Origin of the sequence: Pseudoduganella plicata (assembly GCF_004421005.1) — a bacterium.
GTDB lineage: Bacteria > Pseudomonadota > Gammaproteobacteria > Burkholderiales > Burkholderiaceae_D > Rugamonas > Rugamonas plicata.
Map to the genome: position 1 here is coordinate 4634911 of NZ_CP038026.1, position 18861 is coordinate 4653771.

An 18861-nucleotide genomic window follows, 5' to 3' on the forward strand; every position below is an offset into this window, starting at 1 on the left:
GGTCGAGAGGGGGCGCGGGGACAGCGGTCAGCGAGTCGTGGCGGGCGGCGGCGGAGGCGGCGCGTCCTCGGCGTTTTCCGCCGCAGCGGCTGCGTCGGCGCTGCGCTGTTTCTGCTTTTTCGCGATATCGAATTCCATCACCGTCCACTGCGCGCCGCGGATGCCGGTGCCGCTGGCATCCCCGGGCAGCGCCGTGCCCGTAGCGTTGTTCGGCTTCACCGTGTACGTGCTGCCGCCCGCGTGCACCGTTTCCTGCGTGATGCGGCCGTTCTGGCGCTGCACGTTGGTCGTCGTTTCGCGGCTCTTGTTGGGCGAGACGGTGATCGGCGTGTCCGCGTCGTCGAGCCGTTCCAGTTGCGGCGGCTGTTCCAGCTTTTTCTGGGCGTCGGTCTGGGCGGCGGCAATGCTGGTGACGGTGGCGGCAAACGCCAGCAGGAGGGCGGAGCGGAAGGGGGAAGCGCGCATGATGAGAACCTCGGTGGAAGCCTGTGGTTTTGGAGTTTCAACCATTGTAACAAACTGACACCGCTGCGGTTGGACAGCGCCGATTTGTCCCGGGGCGTGCGCCGCGGGCCCTCGATAAACTCTGCGATAATAATAACTTCGCGCCAAATTCGCTCTTTCGCCTCCATCGCCGCGCCGGCCACGCGCGCGGCCACGTGTTTCGCAAACGCATCACGCTAATACATCATGCAAAAAACCCTGCTGCTAGTTGACGGTTCCAGTTATCTCTACCGTGCCTTCCATGCGCTGCCCGACCTGCGCAGCCCGGACGGCCATCCGACCGGCGCCATGCACGGCATGGTCAACATGCTGCGCCGCCTGCGCGCCGACTACCCGGCCGCGTACATCGCCTGCGTGTTCGACGCCAAGGGCAAGACGTTCCGCGACGACCTGTACCCGGAGTACAAGGCCACGCGCGCATCGATGCCGTCCGACCTGTCGCTGCAGATCGAGCCGATCCACGAAGCCGTGCGGGCGATGGGCTGGCCCATCCTGATGGTCGAAGGCGTGGAGGCGGACGACGTGATCGGCACGCTGTGCGTCACGGCCGAGAAGAACGGCATGGACGTCATCGTCTCGACGGGCGACAAGGACCTGGCGCAGCTGGTCACGGCGCACGTCACCCTGATCAACACGATGAGCAATGAAAAGCTGGACGAAGCGGGCGTGCTGGCGAAGTTCGGCGTGCCGCCGAACCGCATCATCGATTACCTGACCCTGATCGGCGATACCGTCGACAACGTGCCGGGCGTGGCCAAGTGCGGCCCGAAGACGGCCGTCAAGTGGCTGGCACAGTACGACAGCCTCGATGGCGTCATCGCCAACGCGGACAAGATCACGGGCGCCGTCGGCGCCAACCTGAAGGCCGCGCTGGACTGGCTGCCGAAAGGGCGCGAACTGATCACCGTGAAGACGGACTGCGACCTGTCCGCGCACATGATGTCGATCAGCGAAACCCTGGTGGCGCGGGACGAGGACCACGAATCGCTGCTGGGCTTTTTCAACCGCTACGGCTTCAAGACGCTGCTGCGCGAGCTGAGCGCGATGACGCCGTCAAGCAAGGTGCCGGGCCAGACCACGCCGGCCGCGCCGGAAGGGGCGACGGGCGACATGTTCGCCACGCCGCCGGCCAACGTCAAATATGACCTGGTGGTGACGGAGGCGCAGCTGGACGAATGGCTGGAACGCATCGGCAAAGCAGAGCTGGTGTCGCTGGACACGGAAACCACGTCGCTGGAGCCCATGACGGCGCAGCTGGTGGGCATCTCGATGGCGACCGAGCCGGGGATTGCCTGCTACATCCCCGTGGCGCACCGCTACCAGGGCGCGCCGGAACAGCTGTCGCGCGACCTGGTGCTGGAAAAACTCAAGCCCTGGCTGGAAGACCCGACGAAGTGCAAGCTGGGGCAGAACCTGAAGTACGACGCGCACATCTTCGCCAACCACGGCGTGATCCTGCGCGGCGTCGTACACGACACGCTGCTGCAGTCGTACGTGTTCGAATCGCATCGCACGCACGACATGGACAGCCTGGCGATGCGCCACCTGAACCACAAGACCATCGCGTTCGAGGAGGTGTGCGGCAAGGGCGCCAACATGATCTGCTTCGACCAGGTCGAGCTGCAGCGCGCCACGGATTACGCGGCCGAGGATGCGGACATCACGCTGCGCCTGCACATGGCGATGCACGGCCACGTGGCGGGCGACGAGGGCCTGACGGCCATCTACAACAAGATCGAGCTGCCGACCGCCGTCGTGTTGCAGAAGATCGAGCGCAACGGCGTGCTGATCGACGCGGGCCTGCTGGCGACCCAGTCCGACGAGCTCGGTGCCCGCATCGTCGAACTGGAACAGAAGGCCTACGAACTGGCCGAACAGCCGTTCAACCTGGGTTCGCCCAAGCAGATCGGCGAGATCTTCTTCAACAAGCTCAAACTCCCGGTCGTGAAAAAGACGCCGAGCGGCGCCCCCTCGACGGACGAGGAAGTGCTGCAGAAGCTGGCCGAGGACTATCCGCTGCCGAAAATCCTGCTGGAATACCGCGGCATGGCCAAGCTGAAGTCCACCTACACGGACAAGCTGCCGAAGATGATCAACCCGCAGACGGGGCGCGTGCACACCAACTACGCGCAGGCCGTGGCGGTGACGGGCCGCCTGGCGTCGAACGATCCGAACCTGCAGAACATCCCGATCCGCACGGCGGAAGGGCGGCGCATCCGCGAGGCGTTCATCGCGCCCGAAGGCAGCCACCTGGTGTCGGCCGACTATTCGCAGATCGAGCTGCGCATCATGGCGCACATTTCGGGCGACGAGGCGATGCTGCGCGCGTTTGCCGAAGGCGTCGACATTCACCGCGCCACGGCGGCGGAGATCTTCGGCGTGCCGCCCGATGAGGTGAACAGCGAACAGCGCCGCTATGCAAAGGTGATCAACTTCGGCCTGATCTATGGCATGAGCGCATTTGGCCTGGCCGCCAACCTGGGCATCGACCGCACCGCGGCGCAGAACTACATCGACCGGTACTTCGCGCGCTTCTCCGGCGTCAAGCAATACATGGACGAGACGCGCCTGGAAGCGAAAGCCAACGGCTTCGTGAAGACCGTATTCGGGCGCCGCCTGTGGCTCCCCGAGATCAATTCGCCGAACGGCCCGCGCCGCCAGGGCGCCGAACGGGCCGCCATCAACGCCCCAATGCAGGGCACGGCAGCGGACCTGATCAAGCTGGCGATGATCGCCGTGCAGGACTGGCTGGAGAAGGAAAACCTGAAGTCGCGCATGATCATGCAGGTGCACGATGAACTGGTACTGGAAGTGCCGGACGACGAACTGGCGCTGGTGCGCGAGACGTTGCCGACGCTGATGGCAGGGGTGGCGCAACTGAAGGTGCCACTGGTCGCCGAAGTTGGGGTAGGGAAGAACTGGGAGGAAGCGCACTAAGGTCGCATGCGACCTTAGGCGCTTCCGCGCACTAAGCGAGCATCATCACTCAGGCGCTTCCGCGCACTGAGCGAGCATCATCGCTTAGGCGCTTCCGCGCACTGAGCGAGCATCATCGCTCAGGCGCTTCCGCGCACTGAGCGAGCATCATCGCTCAGGCGCTTCCGCGCCCCGATGTCGTCGAGCTGCCCGGTCGACGCGCTGGAACGGCTGAGGAGGGCCGGGGTCAGACCCGGCGGGTCTGACCCCAGGGGTCCTCAACCGAAGTCCAGCACACAGAATAAAGTTGGCTTTTTTGTACCGTTGTGGTTCAATTTTCCTGCTAACCATCCAGGAGAACCCATGAACGACCTGCACAACGATGCAAAGAGCCTGATCGGCGAGCCAGAAGGCATCAGCCGGCGCGACATGCTGAAGGCGGCGCTGGGTACCGGCTTTGCCGCCGCCGTGCTGCCCGTGAGCGCGCAGACCGCTGTCAAGACCGACACGGAAGGCCTGACGGCCGACACGGTGACCGTCTCCGTCGACGGGTACCCGGTGCCCGTGTACCGCGCGCAGCCGGCCGGCAAGACGGGGCTGCCCGTCATCCTCGTCATCTCCGAAATCTTCGGCGTGCACGAATATATCGCCGACGTGGCGCGGCGCTTCGCCAAGCAGGGCTACCTGGCGCTGGCCCCGAACCTGTTCGCACGCCAGGGCGACCCGCAAAAGGAACCGTCGATCGCCGAGCTGCAGAAGAACATCATCAGCAAGACGCCCGATATGCAGGTGCTGCGCGACCTGGACGCGGTGGTCGCGTGGGCGAAGCAGAACGGCGGCAGCGCCGACAAGCTGGCCATCACCGGCTTCTGCTGGGGCGGACGGATCACGTGGCTGTACGCCGCGCACAACCCGAACGTCAGGGCCGGCGTCGCGTGGTACGGCCGGCTGGTGGGAGAGGCGTCGCCGAATACGCCCAGGCACCCGGTCGATGTTGCTGCATCTCTGAAGGCGCCGATTCTGGGGCTGTACGGCGCCAAGGACCAGGGCATCCCGCAGGAGTCGATCGAGAAGATGAAGACGGAGCTGGCCAAGGGTTCGAGCAAGTCGACGTTCGTCGTCTACCCGAATTCCGGCCACGCGTTCCATGCCGACTACCGCCCCAGCTTCGTGGCCGAGGATGCGAAGGACGGCTGGAAGCGCACGCTGGACTGGCTCAAGGAGCACGGCGTCGGCTGACGTACGCCACGATTTTGACAGCCAATTGAGCAAAAGTGCGAGCCGGACGGTAAAATGTCCGGTTTGCGCGCGTTCAGCCGTCCCGGCAGCGCGCGCCGCGGCAAAGCACAAGAGGCTCCAAAATCGATCCGGTACTCACATCCATCCTGCTGGCCACCACGGTTGCCGGCATCGTCAGCATTTCCGCGGCGGCGATCTTTTCGTTTACGCTGCTGTCCCGGGTCGTCGAACGCATGGTCAGCCTGTCGGTGGGCATCATGCTGTCCACGTCGCTGCTGCATGCGCTGCCCGAGGCTTTTGAGTCCGGCGCCGATCCGCGCACGCTGTTCGGCACCCTGCTGGCCGGCCTGCTGGCGTTCTTCATGCTGGAAAAGCTGGCGATCCTGCGCCACTCGCATCACCACGAAGGCGACGGCCACCACCACGCCCATGGCCACGACAAGCACGAAGCCGGCCGTGCCGGCTGGATGATCCTGCTGGGCGACGGCATGCACAACTTCACCGACGGCATCCTGATCGCCGCGGCCTTCCTGGCCGATCCGCACCTGGGCATCGTCACCGGCGTCGCCATCATCGCGCACGAAATTCCGCAGGAGATCGGCGACTTCATCGTGCTGCTGAACGCCGGCTTCTCGCGTACACGTGCCTACGTCTACAACTTGCTGTGCAGCCTCCTGGCCGTGGCGGGCGGCCTGCTGGGCTATTTCACGCTGGACCGGGCCAGCAACCTGATTCCGTATGTGCTGGTGTTCGCATCGTCCGGCTTCATCTACATTGCCGTCAGCGATCTGATGCCGCAGATGCAGCGCCGCGCTACGCTGAAAGAGACCGTGCCCCAGGTGCTGCTGATCGCGTTGGGCGTGATTATCGTGCTGTTCCTGACGGCGGGACGCCACAGGTAGTGTTGTCGTATCGCGCCTTGTCACATGGTCGTCATGAAGCCGTGCCAGCATGAGGGCAATAAAAACAACAAGAAAGGAGCAAGAATGCTGACAGCAGCAATGAAGTTGGTCCGCACACAGTTCACCCGCCTCACCTCCCGCAACCGCAAGGCGCTGCGGGACATGCCCCCCGGCCTGTATGAATACTGGGCCCGCACGGCACCTCAAGAATTCAAGGGCATCCCGACGGATGCCTTTTTTTATGTCCACGCCAGCGATGCGCTGCTGACCTTTTTCGAATGCATCAGGCGCAGCAACCGCCCGTGTGCGCTGCCGTCGAAGGCGGCCGACTCGGTCTGGCACGCATGGATGCGCCACGCGCCGAAGCACCTCGACTCCTTCTGCCAGCGTCACTACGGCCAGCGCATCCCGCACGTGGAAGCGGCGAACATGAAGAAGGGGATGCAAAAGCCGATGGCGATGTGCCTCGTCACCGCACGCACGATGGAGCGGCTGGATCTGGCAGGTCCCAACGTGCCGCGCCTGTTCGCCACGGACCGCAGGCTGCGCATGCCGTTCGGCAGCGCCTACCGCGTGCAGCGCGGCCACATCGTCTACTCGCCCATCAACCGGAACGGACAGGTCCTGCCGCAGACGCACATCCTGCCGGGCACCGATCCCGAATTCCTGCTCGCCGCGGGGCTGATCGCCCAGGGCGACTACGACCGCTGGCTGGCGCGTTGCCAGGAGACGGGAAGCAGCGATTGGGGCACTTCCAGCTCCAGCTCCAGCTGCGGCGGGAGCAGCGCCGACTTCAGCGGCGACGACGCCGGCAGCTGCGACAGCAATGGCGACGGCGGTAGCGGCGACGGTGGCGACGGTGGCAGCAGTTGTGGTGGTGGCTGCGGCGGAGGAGGAGGGGGTGATTGAGACGGTACACGTGCCGTACCTGGCGGCCAGCCATTATTGACGTGGCTCCAGAGCAGGCATTTCGGCACCTGCCTGACGGCATTCCATGCCAGCATGACCTTGACAAAGGCAACGGCAAAGGACGAACAAATGCTGTCCAGGATCCTGAGCATCACTCGCGCATATCTGGTCCGGGCCATGTCCCGCAACGATCACGCTCTGCGCGACGTGCCCCCGGGCTATATGACTACTGGGCCAGTACGGCACCCGGCGAATTCCCCGGCATCCCGACGGATGCCTTTTTTATGTCCGCGCCAGCGATGCGCTGCTGGACTTTTTTGCATGCATACAGCACAGCAAGCAGCCTTGCGCGCTGCCGTCCGTGGCCGCCGACTCGGTCTGGCACGCGTGGCTGCGCTACGCGCCGGCCAATCTGGACGCCTTCTGCGAACGGCACTATGGCCAGCGTATCCCGCATGTGGGAGCACACGACATGGGCAGCATGGATCTGCCGATGGCAGCATGCCTCGTCGAGGCCCGCCGGCTGGAAGGGCTGCCGCTGGCAGGGCCGGAGCTGCCGCGCCTCTTCATGACCGACCGTCGCTTGCGCATGCCAAGGGGATTTGCCTATCGCCTGCAGGACGGGCAGCCGGTGTTTTCGCATATCAGCGCCGCGGCATGCCAGTGGCGGTGACGTATCAGGTCGCAGCAGGGATGCCGGCGTTCCTGCTGGCCGCGGGCCTGATCGGCGAGGACGAGCACGTGGCGTGGCTGTACCGCTCCGGACATGATGAAAGAGATCTGTTTCCCCAAGAACGCCAACGCCGGCTCCAGCGCCGGCTTCCCCGCCAGCTGCGATGGCGCCAGCGGCGGGGAAGGTTGCAGCGAAGGCGGCGGTAGCAGCTGTGGTGGATGTGGCGGCGGTTGCGGCGGCAGTTAGGACGCGGGTCCGCCGGTGGGCGGGGCCGTGCGCACGTCCGCCGGGGAGGCCGAGAGGCGCATCGGGCTGCGCACGAGCTTCGTGCTGCCGGCGGTGGGGTGGCGACCGTCAGGCGCCCGTCGCCACTGGCCGCTTCGGATCGGCACACCACTCCGACCACGAGCCCGGATACAGCGCGGCGCCGGGCAGTCCCGCGACCTCCATCGCCAGCAGGTTATGGCAGGCCGTTACGCCGGAGCCGCACTGCATGATGGCGGCGGAAGGCGCGGTAAACAGCGGCGCGAACGCTCCCCACAACTCCTCGGCCGGCCTGAACGTGCCGTCGGCGTTCAGGTTGTCCTTGAAGAAGCGGTTCTTCGCGCCGGGGATATGGCCGCCGACGGGGTCGATGGTTTCGTTCTCGCCGCGGAAGCGGTCCGGCGCGCGCGCGTCGACCACCACGTTGACGCCGCTGGTCAGGTTCGCCACCACGTCGTCGACGGTGACGGTGCGGGTCAGGGCAGGGCGGTCCCCAATATTGCCCGGTGCGTGCGGCGCAACTTGCGTGGACAGCTCGAAGCCCGCCGCCTGCCAGGCCGGCAGGCGGCCATCGAGCACGGCGACGGCTTCATGGCCGATCCAGCGCAGCAGCCACCACAGGCGGGCCGCGTACATGCCGCCGTGGGCATCGTAGGCGACGACCTGCGTGTCGTCGTCGATGCCGAAACGGCGCAATGTTTCGACCAGCGCGGCGCGTTCGGGCAGTGGGTGGCGGCCGCGGAAGCTGGCATCGTTGCTGTTTTTAGGGCCGGACAGGTCGTCGTCGATGCCGGCGAACTGCGCGCCCGGGATGTGGCCGGCGGCAAAAGCGTCGCGGCCGAAGGCCGGATTCATCAGGTCGTGGCGGCAGTCGATGACGACCCAGCGCGGGTCGGTCACGTGCTGCGCCAGGGTGGCGGCATCAATCAAGGTCTTGAACAGGGTACTGGACATACGGTCTCCTTACACTTCACTGGCGATCGGATCGGTGTCGGCAATGGCCTTGCCGCGTTCGGTACTCTTTGTATTGTAGAACGTCGCGGCCACCCCCGAGGCGAGGATGATGCCGATGCCCAGCCAGCTGTGCCAGTCGAACACGTCGCTGAACACCAGCACGCCCCAGGCGCTGGAGAACACGATGCCCGTGTACTGCAGGTTTGCCACGACCAGCGTGTTGCCGAGACGGTAGGCGCGCGTCATGGCGACTTGTGCGGCCGTCGCGCACAGGCCCATCCCCAGCAGCAGGAAGAAGCCGTGCGCCGTGTTGAGCGGGTGCCACACGACCGGGCCGCCGCCCGCCTGCAGGATATTGCCGAAAACGCCCGCGATCAGGTTGGTCGCGGCAAAGTAGAACACCACGCGCGATTCCGGCTCGCCGGCCAGGCCCAGTTTGCGCACCTGCAGATAGGCCATTGCGGACAGCACCGAGGAAGACAGCGCCACCAGCGCGTCGAACAGCTGGTCGGCCTCGAAAGCAGGGCGCAGCAGCAGCGTGACGCCGACAAAGCTCATGCCCACGGCCACGATCAGCGGCCATTCGACGCGGTTCTTCGCATGCCACCAGCCGTGCGCGAACAGCCATACGGCGATCCAGATGGGCGCCATGTAATTGAGCGTCATCGCGGTGGCCAGCGGCAGTGCGGCGATCGCATAAAACCACAGCCACAGCGAAATTACGCCGATGACGCCGCGCCACAGGTGCGCCAGCGGCATGGTGGTCTTCAACGTCCCGCCCTGGACGCGGATGATGGTAAACAGTATGACCATGCCGATGATCCCGCGGTACATCACCAGTTCCGACGTGGTATAGGTTTCCGAGGCCAGTTTGACGCACACCCCCATGGCGGCGAACATGAAGCTGGCGAACAACATCCAGAGCGATTGCATTGCTGATCCTTGAAATGAGCAAGGGGACAGATCGTGTTCCGATGCTGTCCCCTTGCGATGGTCGTACTGTTTAAGTCTTGATGCTGGCAAGTCCTGCGTTGCCCGGTTCGATGCGGCTGCGGTACCACTCATGGAAGTGCTGCATGCCGTCTTCCATCGGCGACTGGTAGGGCCCTGCGTCCGTCTGGCCGCGCTCCATCAGGATGCGGCGGCCCGCGTCCATGCGCAGGGCGATTTCGTCGTCCTCGACGCAGGTTTCCATATAGGCCGCCCGTTCCGCCTCGACGAACTCGCGCTCGAACAGCACGATCTCCTCGGGGTAATAGAACTCGACGACATTCTTCGTGCGGTTCGGACCTTCCGGCCACAACGTCGACACGACCAGCACGTGCGGATACCACTCGACCATGATGTTCGGATACAAGGTCAGCCAGATGGCGCCGTACGGCGGCGCTTCGCCGTTGCGGAACTTCAGCACCTGCTCCTGCCAGCGCTGGTAGGCCGGCGAACCCGATTTCTTCAGGCCGCGGTTCACGCCCACCGTCTGCACGCTGTAGTCGATACCGAACTCCCAGCGCAGATCGTCGCACGTGACGAACGCGCCCAGGCCCGGATGGAACGGCTCCACGTGATAGTCCTCGAGGTAGACCTCGATGAACGTCTTCCAGTTGTAGTCGCAGTGATGCACTTCGACGTGATCGAGCATGTAGCCGGTGAAGTCCAGGTCCTTCGTGACCGAGAGGTTCTTCAGCTTGTCCATGACGTTGTAGCCGTTCTGCTCGAACAGCAGGCCATTCCAGCTTTGCAGCGTGGTCTTCGGCAGGTTCAGGCAAGGCGTCTCGGGAAAGTGCGGCGCCCCGATCAGCTCGCCCTTCAGGTCATAGGTCCAGCGGTGCAGCGGACAGACGATCGTGCTGGCATTGCCGCGGCCATTGAACATCAGCGCCTGGCGATGGCGGCAGACGTTGGACAGCACCTCGATACCATTGGCGTTACGGACCAGCATGCGACCCTCGTTTTCCGAGGCGAGAGTCGTAAAGTCGCCGACATTCGGCACCATCAGCTCATGGCCCACATAGCGTGGGCCGTTCTGAAACAATTGCTGCATTTCCCGCTGCAGGAGCGTTTCGTCAAAATAGACGTGGACCGGAAGTTGCGCGCTCGAGCGCGCCAGCCTGGCGTGGGTACCCAGATCGGACATCCCAACCCCCTTAATTAAAGTGCTGCAACCAAGAAGAGACAGAATCCGCAAAGACCTGAATTCAGAGTATAAAAACGGTATTTCGGACAGAACCGGAGATTATAGCGCGGTAACGGTAACTCTGCCGATAAATCTTCGCCCGGAAGTGCATTGTGCGCACTTCCGGAAGGCAGCCGCCAGCCAGCCGGCCAAGCCCGCGGCCGGTTGTCGAATAGTGACGGCCGAATTGTCACGCCCCTGCCGCGCTGGCGTTGTCTTTTTGGACCCTGCATGACACTTTGTTCTAAAATAACGGGCTACACTGGACGATTGTGTCGTTACAGTCGAACTCACAAGTCGGATTGACAGGTTTATGGCAAAGAAAACGAACGGCGAAGGCGGGGACGGCGCGGGCCCGGCCGCTCCCGCATCCTTCGAGGAGGCGATGGCGGAACTCGCCCAGCTGGTGACGCAGATGGAATCCGGCCAGCTGCCGCTGGAGGCGTCGGTGGCGGCGTACGCGCGCGGCTCGGAGCTGGTGAAATACTGCGCGGGCCAGCTTGACAAGGTCGAAGCCCAGGTCAGGATCCTGGAAGGCGACATGCTCAAGCCCTTCGCCGACGGCGACGAGGGCGCGCCATGAGCGGCTCGTTCCAGGACTGGATGAAGAGCGTCCAGGCAGGCACGGAGACCGATATGTCGGCCTATCTGCCTGCCGGTGACGTCGTGCCGACGAAACTGCACGCGGCGATGCGCTATGCGCTGCTGGGCGGCGGCAAGCGGGTGCGCCCGCTGCTGGTCCATGCCGCCGGTGCGCTGTCGGGTGCCGATGCGCGCGCGCTGTCGCGCGCCGCGGCCGCCGTCGAAATGATCCACGCTTACTCGCTGGTGCACGACGACATGCCATGCATGGACGACGACGAACTGCGCCGCGGCAAACCCACCGTGCACGTGGCCTACGACGAAGCCACCGCGCTGCTGGTCGGCGACGCGCTGCAGGCACAGGCATTCAAGGTGCTGGCCGATGCCGACACGGTGCCGCCGGCGCGCCAGGTGGCCATGCTGCGCCTGCTCGCGCAGGCCGCCGGATCGGCCGGCATGTGCGGCGGCCAGGCCATCGACCTGGACTCCGTCGGCCTGGCCCTGTCGCTGGAGCAGCTCGAACGCATGCACCAGCTGAAGACGGGCGCGCTGCTGCGTGCTGCCGTCGTGCTGGGCGCGCTGGCCGGCAAGGACCTGCTGCCTGCGGAACTGCAGGCGCTGGACGACTACAGCCGCGCCATCGGCCTGGCGTTCCAGGTGGTCGATGACGTGCTGGACGCCACGGCCGATTCGGCCACGCTGGGCAAGACCGCCGGCAAGGATGCCGCGGACAACAAACCCACCTACGTCTCCATCCTGGGCCTCGAACCGTCGATCGCCCTGGCGGAACAACTGCGCCAGGACGCCCATGCGGCCCTGGTCCCATTCGGCGACAACGCTCTGCGCTTACGCGAAATCGCGGACCTGATCGTGCAGCGGAAGGCATAAATGAAACTGCTTGAAAACATCCAACAACCGGCCGACCTGCGCAAGCTGGGGCGTCATCAGCTGACACCGCTGGCCGAAGAACTGCGCAGCTTCCTCCTCGACTCCGTCTCGAAGACGGGCGGCCACCTGTCGTCCAACCTGGGCACCGTCGAACTGACCGTCGCGCTGCACTACGTGTTCAATACCCCGGTCGACCGCATCGTCTGGGACGTGGGGCACCAGACGTACTCCCACAAGATCCTCACGGGCCGGCGCGAGCAGTTCCATACGCTGCGTCAGCTCGACGGTATTTCCGGCTTTCCGCGCCGCGTGGAAAGCGAGTACGACACGTTCGGCACGGCCCACTCGTCCACGTCGATCTCCGCCGCGCTGGGCATGGCGCAGGCCGCGAAGATCAAGGGCGAGCAGCGCCACGCCATTGCCGTCATCGGCGACGGCTCCATGACCGCCGGCATGGCCTTCGAGGCATTGAACAACGCCGGCGTGCAGGAAGACCTGAACCTGCTGGTCATCCTGAACGACAACGACATGTCGATCTCGCCGCCGGTCGGCGCATTGAACCGCTACCTGGCGCGCCTGATGTCCGGCCAGTTCTATGCCGCCGCGAAGAACGTCGGCAAGTCCGTACTGCCCGGGCCCGTGCTGGAGCTGGCGAAAAAGCTGGAAGAGCATGCCAAGGGCATGGTGGTTCCCGCCACGATGTTCGAGGAGTTCGGTTTCAATTACATCGGCCCGATCGACGGCCACGACCTCGATTCGCTGATTCCGACCCTGCAGAACATCCGCAACCTGAAAGGGCCGCAGTTCCTGCACGTGGTCACGAAGAAAGGACAGGGCTACAAGCTGGCCGAGGCCGAGCCGATCCTGTACCACGGCACCGGCAAGTTCAACCCGGCCGAAGGCATCAAGCCGGCACCGCCGTCGAAGATCACGTACACCGAAGTCTTCGGCAACTGGCTGTGCGACATGGCGGCCGCCGACGAACGCCTGGTCGGCATCACGCCGGCGATGCGCGAGGGCTCGGGCATGGTGCGGTTCCATGCCGAGTACCCGGACCGCTACTTCGACGTCGGCATCGCCGAGCAGCACGCCGTCACGTTCGGCGCGGGCCTTGCGTGCGAAGGCCTGAAGCCGGTCGTTGCGATCTACTCGACATTCCTGCAGCGCGCCTACGACCAGCTGATCCACGACGTGGCGCTGCAAAACCTGGACGTGACGTTCGCGCTGGACCGCGCGGGCCTGGTCGGCGCCGATGGCGCCACGCACGCGGGCAACTACGATCTCGCATTCCTGCGCTGCATCCCGAACATGGTTGTCATGGCCGCTTCGGACGAAAACGAATGCCGCCAGATGCTGACGACGGCGTACCACTATCCCGGCCCGGCCGCCGTGCGCTACCCGCGCGGCGCCGGCGTGGGCGCGGCAATCGCGAAAGAACTGAAGTCGATTGACCTGGGCAAGGGGGAAATCCGCCGCACCGGCGAACGCGTCGCGATCCTGGCCTTCGGCTCGATGGTGGCGCCGTCGCTGGGTGCTGGCGAGGCGCTGAACGCCACGGTGGCGAACATGCGTTTCGTGAAGCCGCTGGACGTGGAACTCGTCAGGCAGCTGGCCGCCGATCACGACTACCTCGTCACGGTCGAAGAGGGCTGCGTCATGGGTGGCGCCGGCGCCGCCGTGGCGGAGGCGCTGGCCGAGGCGGGCATCGTCAAGCCGCTGCAGATCCTGGGGCTGCCGGACAAGTTCATCGACCATGGCGACCCGGCCAAGCTGCTGGCCAGCGTGGGCCTGGACGCCACCGGGATCGCCGCGTCGATCCGGGCGCGCTTCCTGGGCGGCAAACCGAGCCTGGTCGTCAACAACGGTTGAAGCACCGGGCAGGCGATCGGTTGGAGACAGGCTTCCATCCCGGGGCCGATGCCTGAGACAGGCGCCTGTCCCCGACCTTCAGCCTGCGCGAGTCAGTAGGCCGTCAGCCGCGGCACATCCCGCAACACCGCCCCCGCCATCGCCGCATAGCCCGCATCGCCCGGATGCAGATGGTCCCCCGAGTCGTAAACCGGCAGCATGCGCGCGGGATCGGCGGGATCGCGCAGCGCCGCATCGAAGTCCACCACCGCATCGAACTCCCCGCTCTTGCGTATCCACGCATTGACCTCCTGGCGCCGCACCTCCTTGGCGGGCGACCAGTAGCCGGCAAACGGCGTGCCGTGCAGCGCGCCGTGGAACGGCAGCAGCGTGCCGCCGATGACTTTTACGCCTCGTGCGTGGGCTTGCGCGATCAGGGTGCGGTAACCTTCGATCATCCGCGCGACGCTTGCCGGCGGATCGGCCGGCGCGAAAGCGCTACCGGGCCAGCCGATATCGTTGATGCCGATGAGGACGACCACCGCGCGCACGCCTGGCTGGTCCAGCACATCGGGCCCGAAGCGCGCTGCCGCTGCCACCCCCATCCCTGAGGACAGCAAGCGTGCTCCCGAAATCCCGGCGTTGGCGATGCCCACGTCCGGCAGTCGTTCGGCCAGGTAGTCCGGCCAGCGCCGGTGCAGGTCCGGCGTCGAGCCGTTGCCGTCCGTGATCGAGTCGCCAAAGGCGACGACCGTGCCGCAAGCGCCGTCGCCATCGACCTGCACGGCGCTGACGAATGCGCGTCCTGCCAAGGCCGCGCTGGCGGCCAGCGTGCGCGCCGCCGTCACGTCGCCCACTGCCACATAGCCCGTCTGCTGTGCGCCCCAGTGGAACGTCGTCAGCGGCGCCTCGCCGGGAAACCACGTCGACACCGTCAGGCGCTCCAGCGGCCGTGCCGCAAAGGCCAGCGCGTCGCTGATGGCATCCTGCCCGGGCGGGATCGTCACGGAGTACCGGCCGGCGAACGTCAGCGCGCGATCGCTTTCGGGATCGATGGCGGGGAGGCGCCGGCCTGGCCGGCCGTGCGCGCGACATGCACGGCGCCGACCGCGAGCGGCGCCGTGCCGTAGCGGTTCGACAGCACGACGCGCAGGCGCGACCCGCCGGCCGACAGGCGCAGCGTTTCGCGCACGGTGTGACCGCCAACGCTGGGGGGGACGTTCATCGGCAAGGCAAAGGTTTTGTCCCAGGCCGGTTGCGGCGCCGCGTACCAGCTGGTCTGCGCCGCCTGCGCGGACGAAAGGAACAGGGTGGCGGCCAGGGCCGCCGACACTCGTTTGATCATGATGGCCTCCGTAGATTCAGGAGCCTCATCGTCTGTCATTCTGGATTCGTATGGTAGAGGTCATTTCGACTATAGTTCATTCCATTCTCGAATGAGGTGATATGGACACGATGAAATCCCTGCACTGGTTTGTCCGCGCGGTCGAGCTGGGCAGCCTGTCCGCAGTGGCGCGCGAGGCCGCCACCACGCAGCCCACCGTCAGCAAGGCAATCGCCGCACTGGAGCGCGACCTGGGCATCCGCCTGCTGGCGCGCACCACGGCCAGCCTGGCGCCGACGACGGAAGGCCAGCGCTTCTACGAACGTGCCCGCGGCGTGCTGGCGGAGTTCGACGCGGCGGTGGCCGATGCACGCGGCGGTACGGCATCGATGCACGGCCTGTTGCGGCTCAACGCGCCCGTCGCGCTGGGGCAGTTCCGCCTGAATGCTCTGGTGCACGAATTCCTCGACACGCATCCCGGCGTGGAGATCGAACTGATACTGAACGACCGCATGGCCGACCTGGTGGAAGAGGGCGTCGATGTGGCGCTGCGTCTGGGCGGTGCGCTGCCGGCGGACGCGGTGGCACGGCACGTGGCGGATTCGCCGCGCTGGCTGGTCGCGGCGCCGGGGTACCTTGAGCGCCGTCCCGCGCCGGCGACGCCGGCGGCGCTGGCCGACCACGATTACGTGCGTTTCGCCTGGCTCGCAACCGGCAACGACGTGACGCTCAACGACGGCACGCGGACGGTGAGTGTGCGCACGGCTGGCCGCTACCGCGTCAATAACGCGCTGGCGATTCGCGACAGTCTCGCCGCCGGTGCCGGCATCGGCCTGTGTCCGGCATGGCTGGTCGACGACCTGCTGGCAGCGGGCCGACTGCGCCGTGTCCTGCCGGCCTGGCAGGGCGAGCCGCAGGCGCTGCATCTGCTGTACCCCGGGCGGCGCTACCAGCCGGTACGGGCGCGCGCACTGGTCGGCTTCCTGGCCGATCGACTGGCGACCCTGCCGGGATTTGTCGCGCCATCGCTGCCGTAAGCCGTCGCGCCCTACCGTGCCTCGTCCATCCGGCACCGTGCCCCGTCGGATGCGATGTCCACCGCCGTTGCGTCAGCCCATACTGGGCGCATTGTCAACGGAGGAAACATGAAAAGCGAACAAGGTCTGGGACGACTGGTCGGGCTGTCGATGCTGCTGACGATGGCGACATCGGTCGTTGGCTATTTCGTCCTCCTGCCACCCGTGTTCGAAGCGCCCGGCTTCCTCGCGGCCGCTGCCGGCATGGCGGCAAGAGTGCGGACGGGGGCGCTGGTCGTGCTGTTGGCACCACTGCTGTCGCTCGCCATCGCACTGGCATGCTGGCCGCGGTTCAGGCGCGCTGGCGAACGCACCGCGTTGGCACTGCTGGCGATGGCGGTTGTCGCGCTGGCCGTTGCCGTCGTCGAGCAGGGCCTGCTGCTCGCGATGTTATCCTTGAGTCAGGCGGCTGCGGCGGCCACGCCCGCAGCGGGGGCGCCGTTCCAGGCGGCATACGCGGCGGCGGGGGGCGCGCGCTACGCCGTCCATTACCTTGCATTGTTTTTCAGCGGAGCGACCAGCTTGACCCTGTATGTGCTGTTGTACCGAAGCGGCATGCCTGCACGCCTCCTGCCCGCCATCGGCGTGGCCGCGGTGGTGCTGCAACTGGCGAATATCGCGCTGCATCTGCTCGGCCATCCGTTCCAGTTGGCGCTGGTGGCACCGGCGGCAATTTGCCATCTCGCCACCGGAACCTGGCTGCTGGTGCGCGGCTTCCGGCGCGGCGCCGGTCCGATGGCGGCACATGCCTATTGACGCCATCCGCCTCGTGTCGGCCGCCACCGTGCCGTGGCGGCGGCTGCGCACTGCACTGGTCTGCGCGCTGATCGTCACGCTGCCGCTGACGCTCGTCTGGGATTCGGTCTGGCCGCTGTGGAGCACGGCGGCGCTGCTGGCCACCGCCGGCACGCTGGCGTTCTCGCTGCTGGAACGCTGGCCGCGCCGCCTGCCGCCCTGGGTTGCACGGTGGGCGTTACAGGTGGCCGGTGTCGCGCTGGCGATGCCTCTCACCACGCTGGCGATTTATTTGCTGCGCACACCCGTCGATGCGCCGCCATTCTGGACCGATGCGGAGCGCCGCAGCGGCTTTTTCCTGCTGTGCTTCTTCGGCACGCTTGTCGCGCCATGGCTGGCACTGTCCGCGCTGGTGCGGCAGAAGGATGCGCTGGCCCGCACGCAGGCGCTTGCCTTCGAGCTCGAACGCAGCGAGCTGGCGCGCCAGGCGCTGGACGCGCGGCTGCACCTGATGCAGGCGCAGGTGGCGCCGCACTTCCTGTTCAACACCCTGGCCAACGTGCAGGCGCTGGTCGATACGGGCTCGCCGCAGGCGCCCGCGCTGCTGCGCAGCCTGACGGCCTACCTGCGCGCCGCCGTGCCGCGCCTGCACGACGCGGCTGGCGCATCTTCCGGCACGCTGGGGCAGGAGCTCGAACTGGTGCGCGCCTATCTGGAGCTGATGCGCATGCGCATGCCCGACCGCCTCGCGTTCACGCTGCGGTCCGACGCCGCGTTGCTGGACATGTGCTGCCCGGCGCTGATCCTGCTTACGCTTGTCGAAAACGCCGTACGGCACGGCATCGATCCGGCGGAGGAGGGCGGCCGCATCGACGTCAGCGTGTGCCGGCGTGGCGACAATTGCGTGGCGACGGTGCGCGATACCGGCGTCGGCATGGGGACCGGCAGCGGTACAGGACTGGCCACCCTGCGCGAACGGCTGGCACTGCACTTTGGCGGCCGGGCGCAGTTGCGGTTGTATGCGGTGACGCCGCACGGCGTATGTGCCGAGATCGAATTTTCCGTGGGAGCCTGACGATGCAGCGACAACCGACCGCCCTGATCGCCGACGACGAGCCGCTGCTGCGCGACGCGCTGGCGCGGCAACTGGCGGAGGCGTGGCCGGAACTGGCCATCGTGGCCCGGGTCCGCAACGGCCGCGAGGCCGTCGCGCAATGCGAGACGCTCCGGCCCGACATCTGTTTTCTGGACGTGCACATGCCAGGCATGTCCGGGGTGGAGGCGGCGGCCCGGATCGGGCGGCGCTCGCACCTGGTCTTCGTCACGGCGTACGACCGGTATGCCGTGCAGGCATTCGCCCAGGGAGCGCTGGACTACCTTGTCAAGCCGGTCGAGCCGGCGCGGCTGGCCGATACGGTGGCGCGCCTGAAGGAACGGCACCAGCCGACGGGCGGGGCGGAGCTGGACGCGCTGCTGGCGCAGCTGGCCGACCGCCTGCGCGCCCCGGCCGCGCCGGCGCCGCTGAACTGGCTGACCGCCCAGGTGGGAGCGGCCCTGCGCCTGATTCCGGTGGCGGACATCGATTACCTGCGGTCGGACACGAAATATACGGCGGTGGCCTGGCGCGGCGACGATGGACAACCGGCCGAAGCCCTGGTGCGCACGCCGCTGAAGGATCTGCTGGCGCAGCTGGACGCGGCCCATTTCGTGCAGGTGCACCGCTCCGTCGTCGTCAATCTGCGCGCCGTCAGCCACGTCATCCGCGGCGAGAACGAGACGGCGTCGGTGCACCTGAAGCGCCGCGCCGAGTCGCTACCCGTCAGTCGCAACTTCCTGCACGTATTCCGACAGATGTAACCCGCAGCCGCTGACCC

The 18861-nt window shown here is 66.3% G+C and carries 19 protein-coding genes; 12 read left to right on the forward strand and 7 right to left on the reverse strand.

The window, feature by feature from the left end; all coding sequences use genetic code 11:
• Positions 1–27: 27 nt before the first annotated feature.
• Positions 28–465, reverse strand: a complete 438-nt coding sequence (locus tag E1742_RS20510) for a hypothetical protein (RefSeq protein ID WP_134386992.1) — start codon at positions 463–465, stop codon at positions 28–30.
• 225 nt (positions 466–690) lie between these two features.
• On the opposite strand from E1742_RS20510, the gene polA reads away from it, so the two are divergent.
• Positions 691–3441, forward strand: a complete 2751-nt coding sequence (gene polA, locus E1742_RS20515; RefSeq protein WP_134386993.1) for a DNA polymerase I — start codon at positions 691–693, stop codon at positions 3439–3441.
• 342 nt (positions 3442–3783) lie between these two features.
• Positions 3784–4659, forward strand: coding sequence for a dienelactone hydrolase family protein (locus tag E1742_RS20520; RefSeq protein WP_134386994.1), 876 nt, complete (start codon positions 3784–3786; stop codon positions 4657–4659).
• Positions 4660–4732: 73 nt separating this feature from the next.
• Here E1742_RS20520 and E1742_RS26890 read toward each other — a convergent pair whose 3' ends face one another.
• The gene (locus tag E1742_RS26890) at positions 4733–4894 is read right to left on the reverse strand and encodes a hypothetical protein (RefSeq protein ID WP_229466146.1); all 162 of its coding nucleotides are present in this window, start codon (positions 4892–4894) and stop codon (positions 4733–4735) included.
• Between E1742_RS26890 and E1742_RS20525 the strand changes: the two genes are divergently transcribed.
• The 3 genes from E1742_RS20525 to E1742_RS20535 all read left to right on the forward strand — a co-directional run bounded on the left by E1742_RS20525 (position 4854) and on the right by E1742_RS20535 (position 7143).
• Positions 4854–5561 carry a ZIP family metal transporter gene (locus tag E1742_RS20525; protein ID WP_229466864.1) on the forward strand — a complete coding sequence of 236 codons (708 nt, stop codon included), beginning with the start codon at positions 4854–4856 and terminating at the stop codon, positions 5559–5561. The genes E1742_RS26890 and E1742_RS20525 overlap by 41 nt on opposite strands.
• Before the next feature lie 84 nt (positions 5562–5645).
• Positions 5646–6470 carry a UCP032817 domain-containing protein gene (locus tag E1742_RS26250; RefSeq protein WP_166793366.1) on the forward strand — a complete coding sequence of 275 codons (825 nt, stop codon included), beginning with the start codon at positions 5646–5648 and terminating at the stop codon, positions 6468–6470.
• Between the two features lie 307 nt (positions 6471–6777).
• Positions 6778–7143 (forward strand): UCP032817 domain-containing protein, encoded by a 366-nt coding sequence (locus E1742_RS20535; RefSeq protein WP_503826306.1) that lies wholly within the window; start codon positions 6778–6780, stop codon positions 7141–7143.
• A gap of 354 nt (positions 7144–7497) precedes the next feature.
• Here the strand turns inward: E1742_RS20535 and E1742_RS20540 are convergent, their stop codons facing one another.
• From E1742_RS20540 to E1742_RS20550, 3 genes are all read right to left on the reverse strand, one after another.
• Entirely contained in the window at positions 7498–8349 is an 852-nt protein-coding gene (locus E1742_RS20540; RefSeq protein ID WP_134388261.1) for a sulfurtransferase, read from the reverse strand.
• A gap of 21 nt (positions 8350–8370) precedes the next feature.
• Positions 8371–9294, reverse strand: a complete 924-nt coding sequence (locus tag E1742_RS20545) for a DMT family transporter (protein ID WP_134386997.1) — start codon at positions 9292–9294, stop codon at positions 8371–8373.
• Between the two features lie 70 nt (positions 9295–9364).
• Positions 9365–10495 (reverse strand): aromatic ring-hydroxylating oxygenase subunit alpha, encoded by a 1131-nt coding sequence (locus E1742_RS20550; RefSeq protein WP_134386998.1) that lies wholly within the window; start codon positions 10493–10495, stop codon positions 9365–9367.
• 352 nt (positions 10496–10847) lie between these two features.
• On the opposite strand from E1742_RS20550, the gene E1742_RS20555 reads away from it, so the two are divergent.
• Genes E1742_RS20555 through dxs form a run of 3 tightly spaced genes read left to right on the forward strand, consistent with a single transcriptional unit; the run spans position 10848 to position 13873 of the window.
• Positions 10848–11117 carry an exodeoxyribonuclease VII small subunit gene (locus tag E1742_RS20555; protein WP_134386999.1) on the forward strand — a complete coding sequence of 90 codons (270 nt, stop codon included), beginning with the start codon at positions 10848–10850 and terminating at the stop codon, positions 11115–11117.
• Positions 11114–12004: a polyprenyl synthetase family protein gene (locus E1742_RS20560; protein WP_134387000.1), complete on the forward strand. Its 891-nt coding sequence runs from the start codon at positions 11114–11116 to the stop codon at positions 12002–12004. Before E1742_RS20555 ends, E1742_RS20560 begins: the two co-directional genes overlap by 4 nt.
• Positions 12005–13873 carry a 1-deoxy-D-xylulose-5-phosphate synthase gene (gene dxs / locus E1742_RS20565; protein ID WP_134387001.1) on the forward strand — a complete coding sequence of 623 codons (1869 nt, stop codon included), beginning with the start codon at positions 12005–12007 and terminating at the stop codon, positions 13871–13873. It begins immediately after the preceding gene.
• Between the two features lie 92 nt (positions 13874–13965).
• Here dxs and E1742_RS20570 read toward each other — a convergent pair whose 3' ends face one another.
• Both E1742_RS20570 and E1742_RS26895 read right to left on the reverse strand, forming a co-directional pair.
• A complete protein-coding gene (locus E1742_RS20570; RefSeq protein WP_229466148.1) occupies positions 13966–14859 on the reverse strand; it encodes an SGNH/GDSL hydrolase family protein in 894 nt (297 codons plus the stop codon).
• Positions 14860–14879: 20 nt separating this feature from the next.
• Positions 14880–15197: a hypothetical protein gene (locus E1742_RS26895; protein WP_229466150.1), complete on the reverse strand. Its 318-nt coding sequence runs from the start codon at positions 15195–15197 to the stop codon at positions 14880–14882.
• 101 nt (positions 15198–15298) lie between these two features.
• Between E1742_RS26895 and E1742_RS20575 the strand changes: the two genes are divergently transcribed.
• The 4 genes from E1742_RS20575 (at position 15299) to E1742_RS20590 (ending at position 18844) form a co-directional block, all read left to right on the forward strand.
• Entirely contained in the window at positions 15299–16213 is a 915-nt protein-coding gene (locus tag E1742_RS20575) for a LysR family transcriptional regulator (RefSeq protein ID WP_134387002.1), read from the forward strand.
• Between the two features lie 108 nt (positions 16214–16321).
• Positions 16322–17008, forward strand: coding sequence for a DUF4386 family protein (locus tag E1742_RS20580; RefSeq protein WP_166793523.1), 687 nt, complete (start codon positions 16322–16324; stop codon positions 17006–17008).
• Positions 16998–18062, forward strand: a complete 1065-nt coding sequence (locus tag E1742_RS20585) for a sensor histidine kinase (RefSeq protein WP_134387004.1) — start codon at positions 16998–17000, stop codon at positions 18060–18062. Before E1742_RS20580 ends, E1742_RS20585 begins: the two co-directional genes overlap by 11 nt.
• 2 nt (positions 18063–18064) lie before the next feature.
• A complete protein-coding gene (locus E1742_RS20590; RefSeq protein ID WP_134387005.1) occupies positions 18065–18844 on the forward strand; it encodes a LytR/AlgR family response regulator transcription factor in 780 nt (259 codons plus the stop codon).
• Positions 18845–18861: the final 17 nt, after the last annotated feature.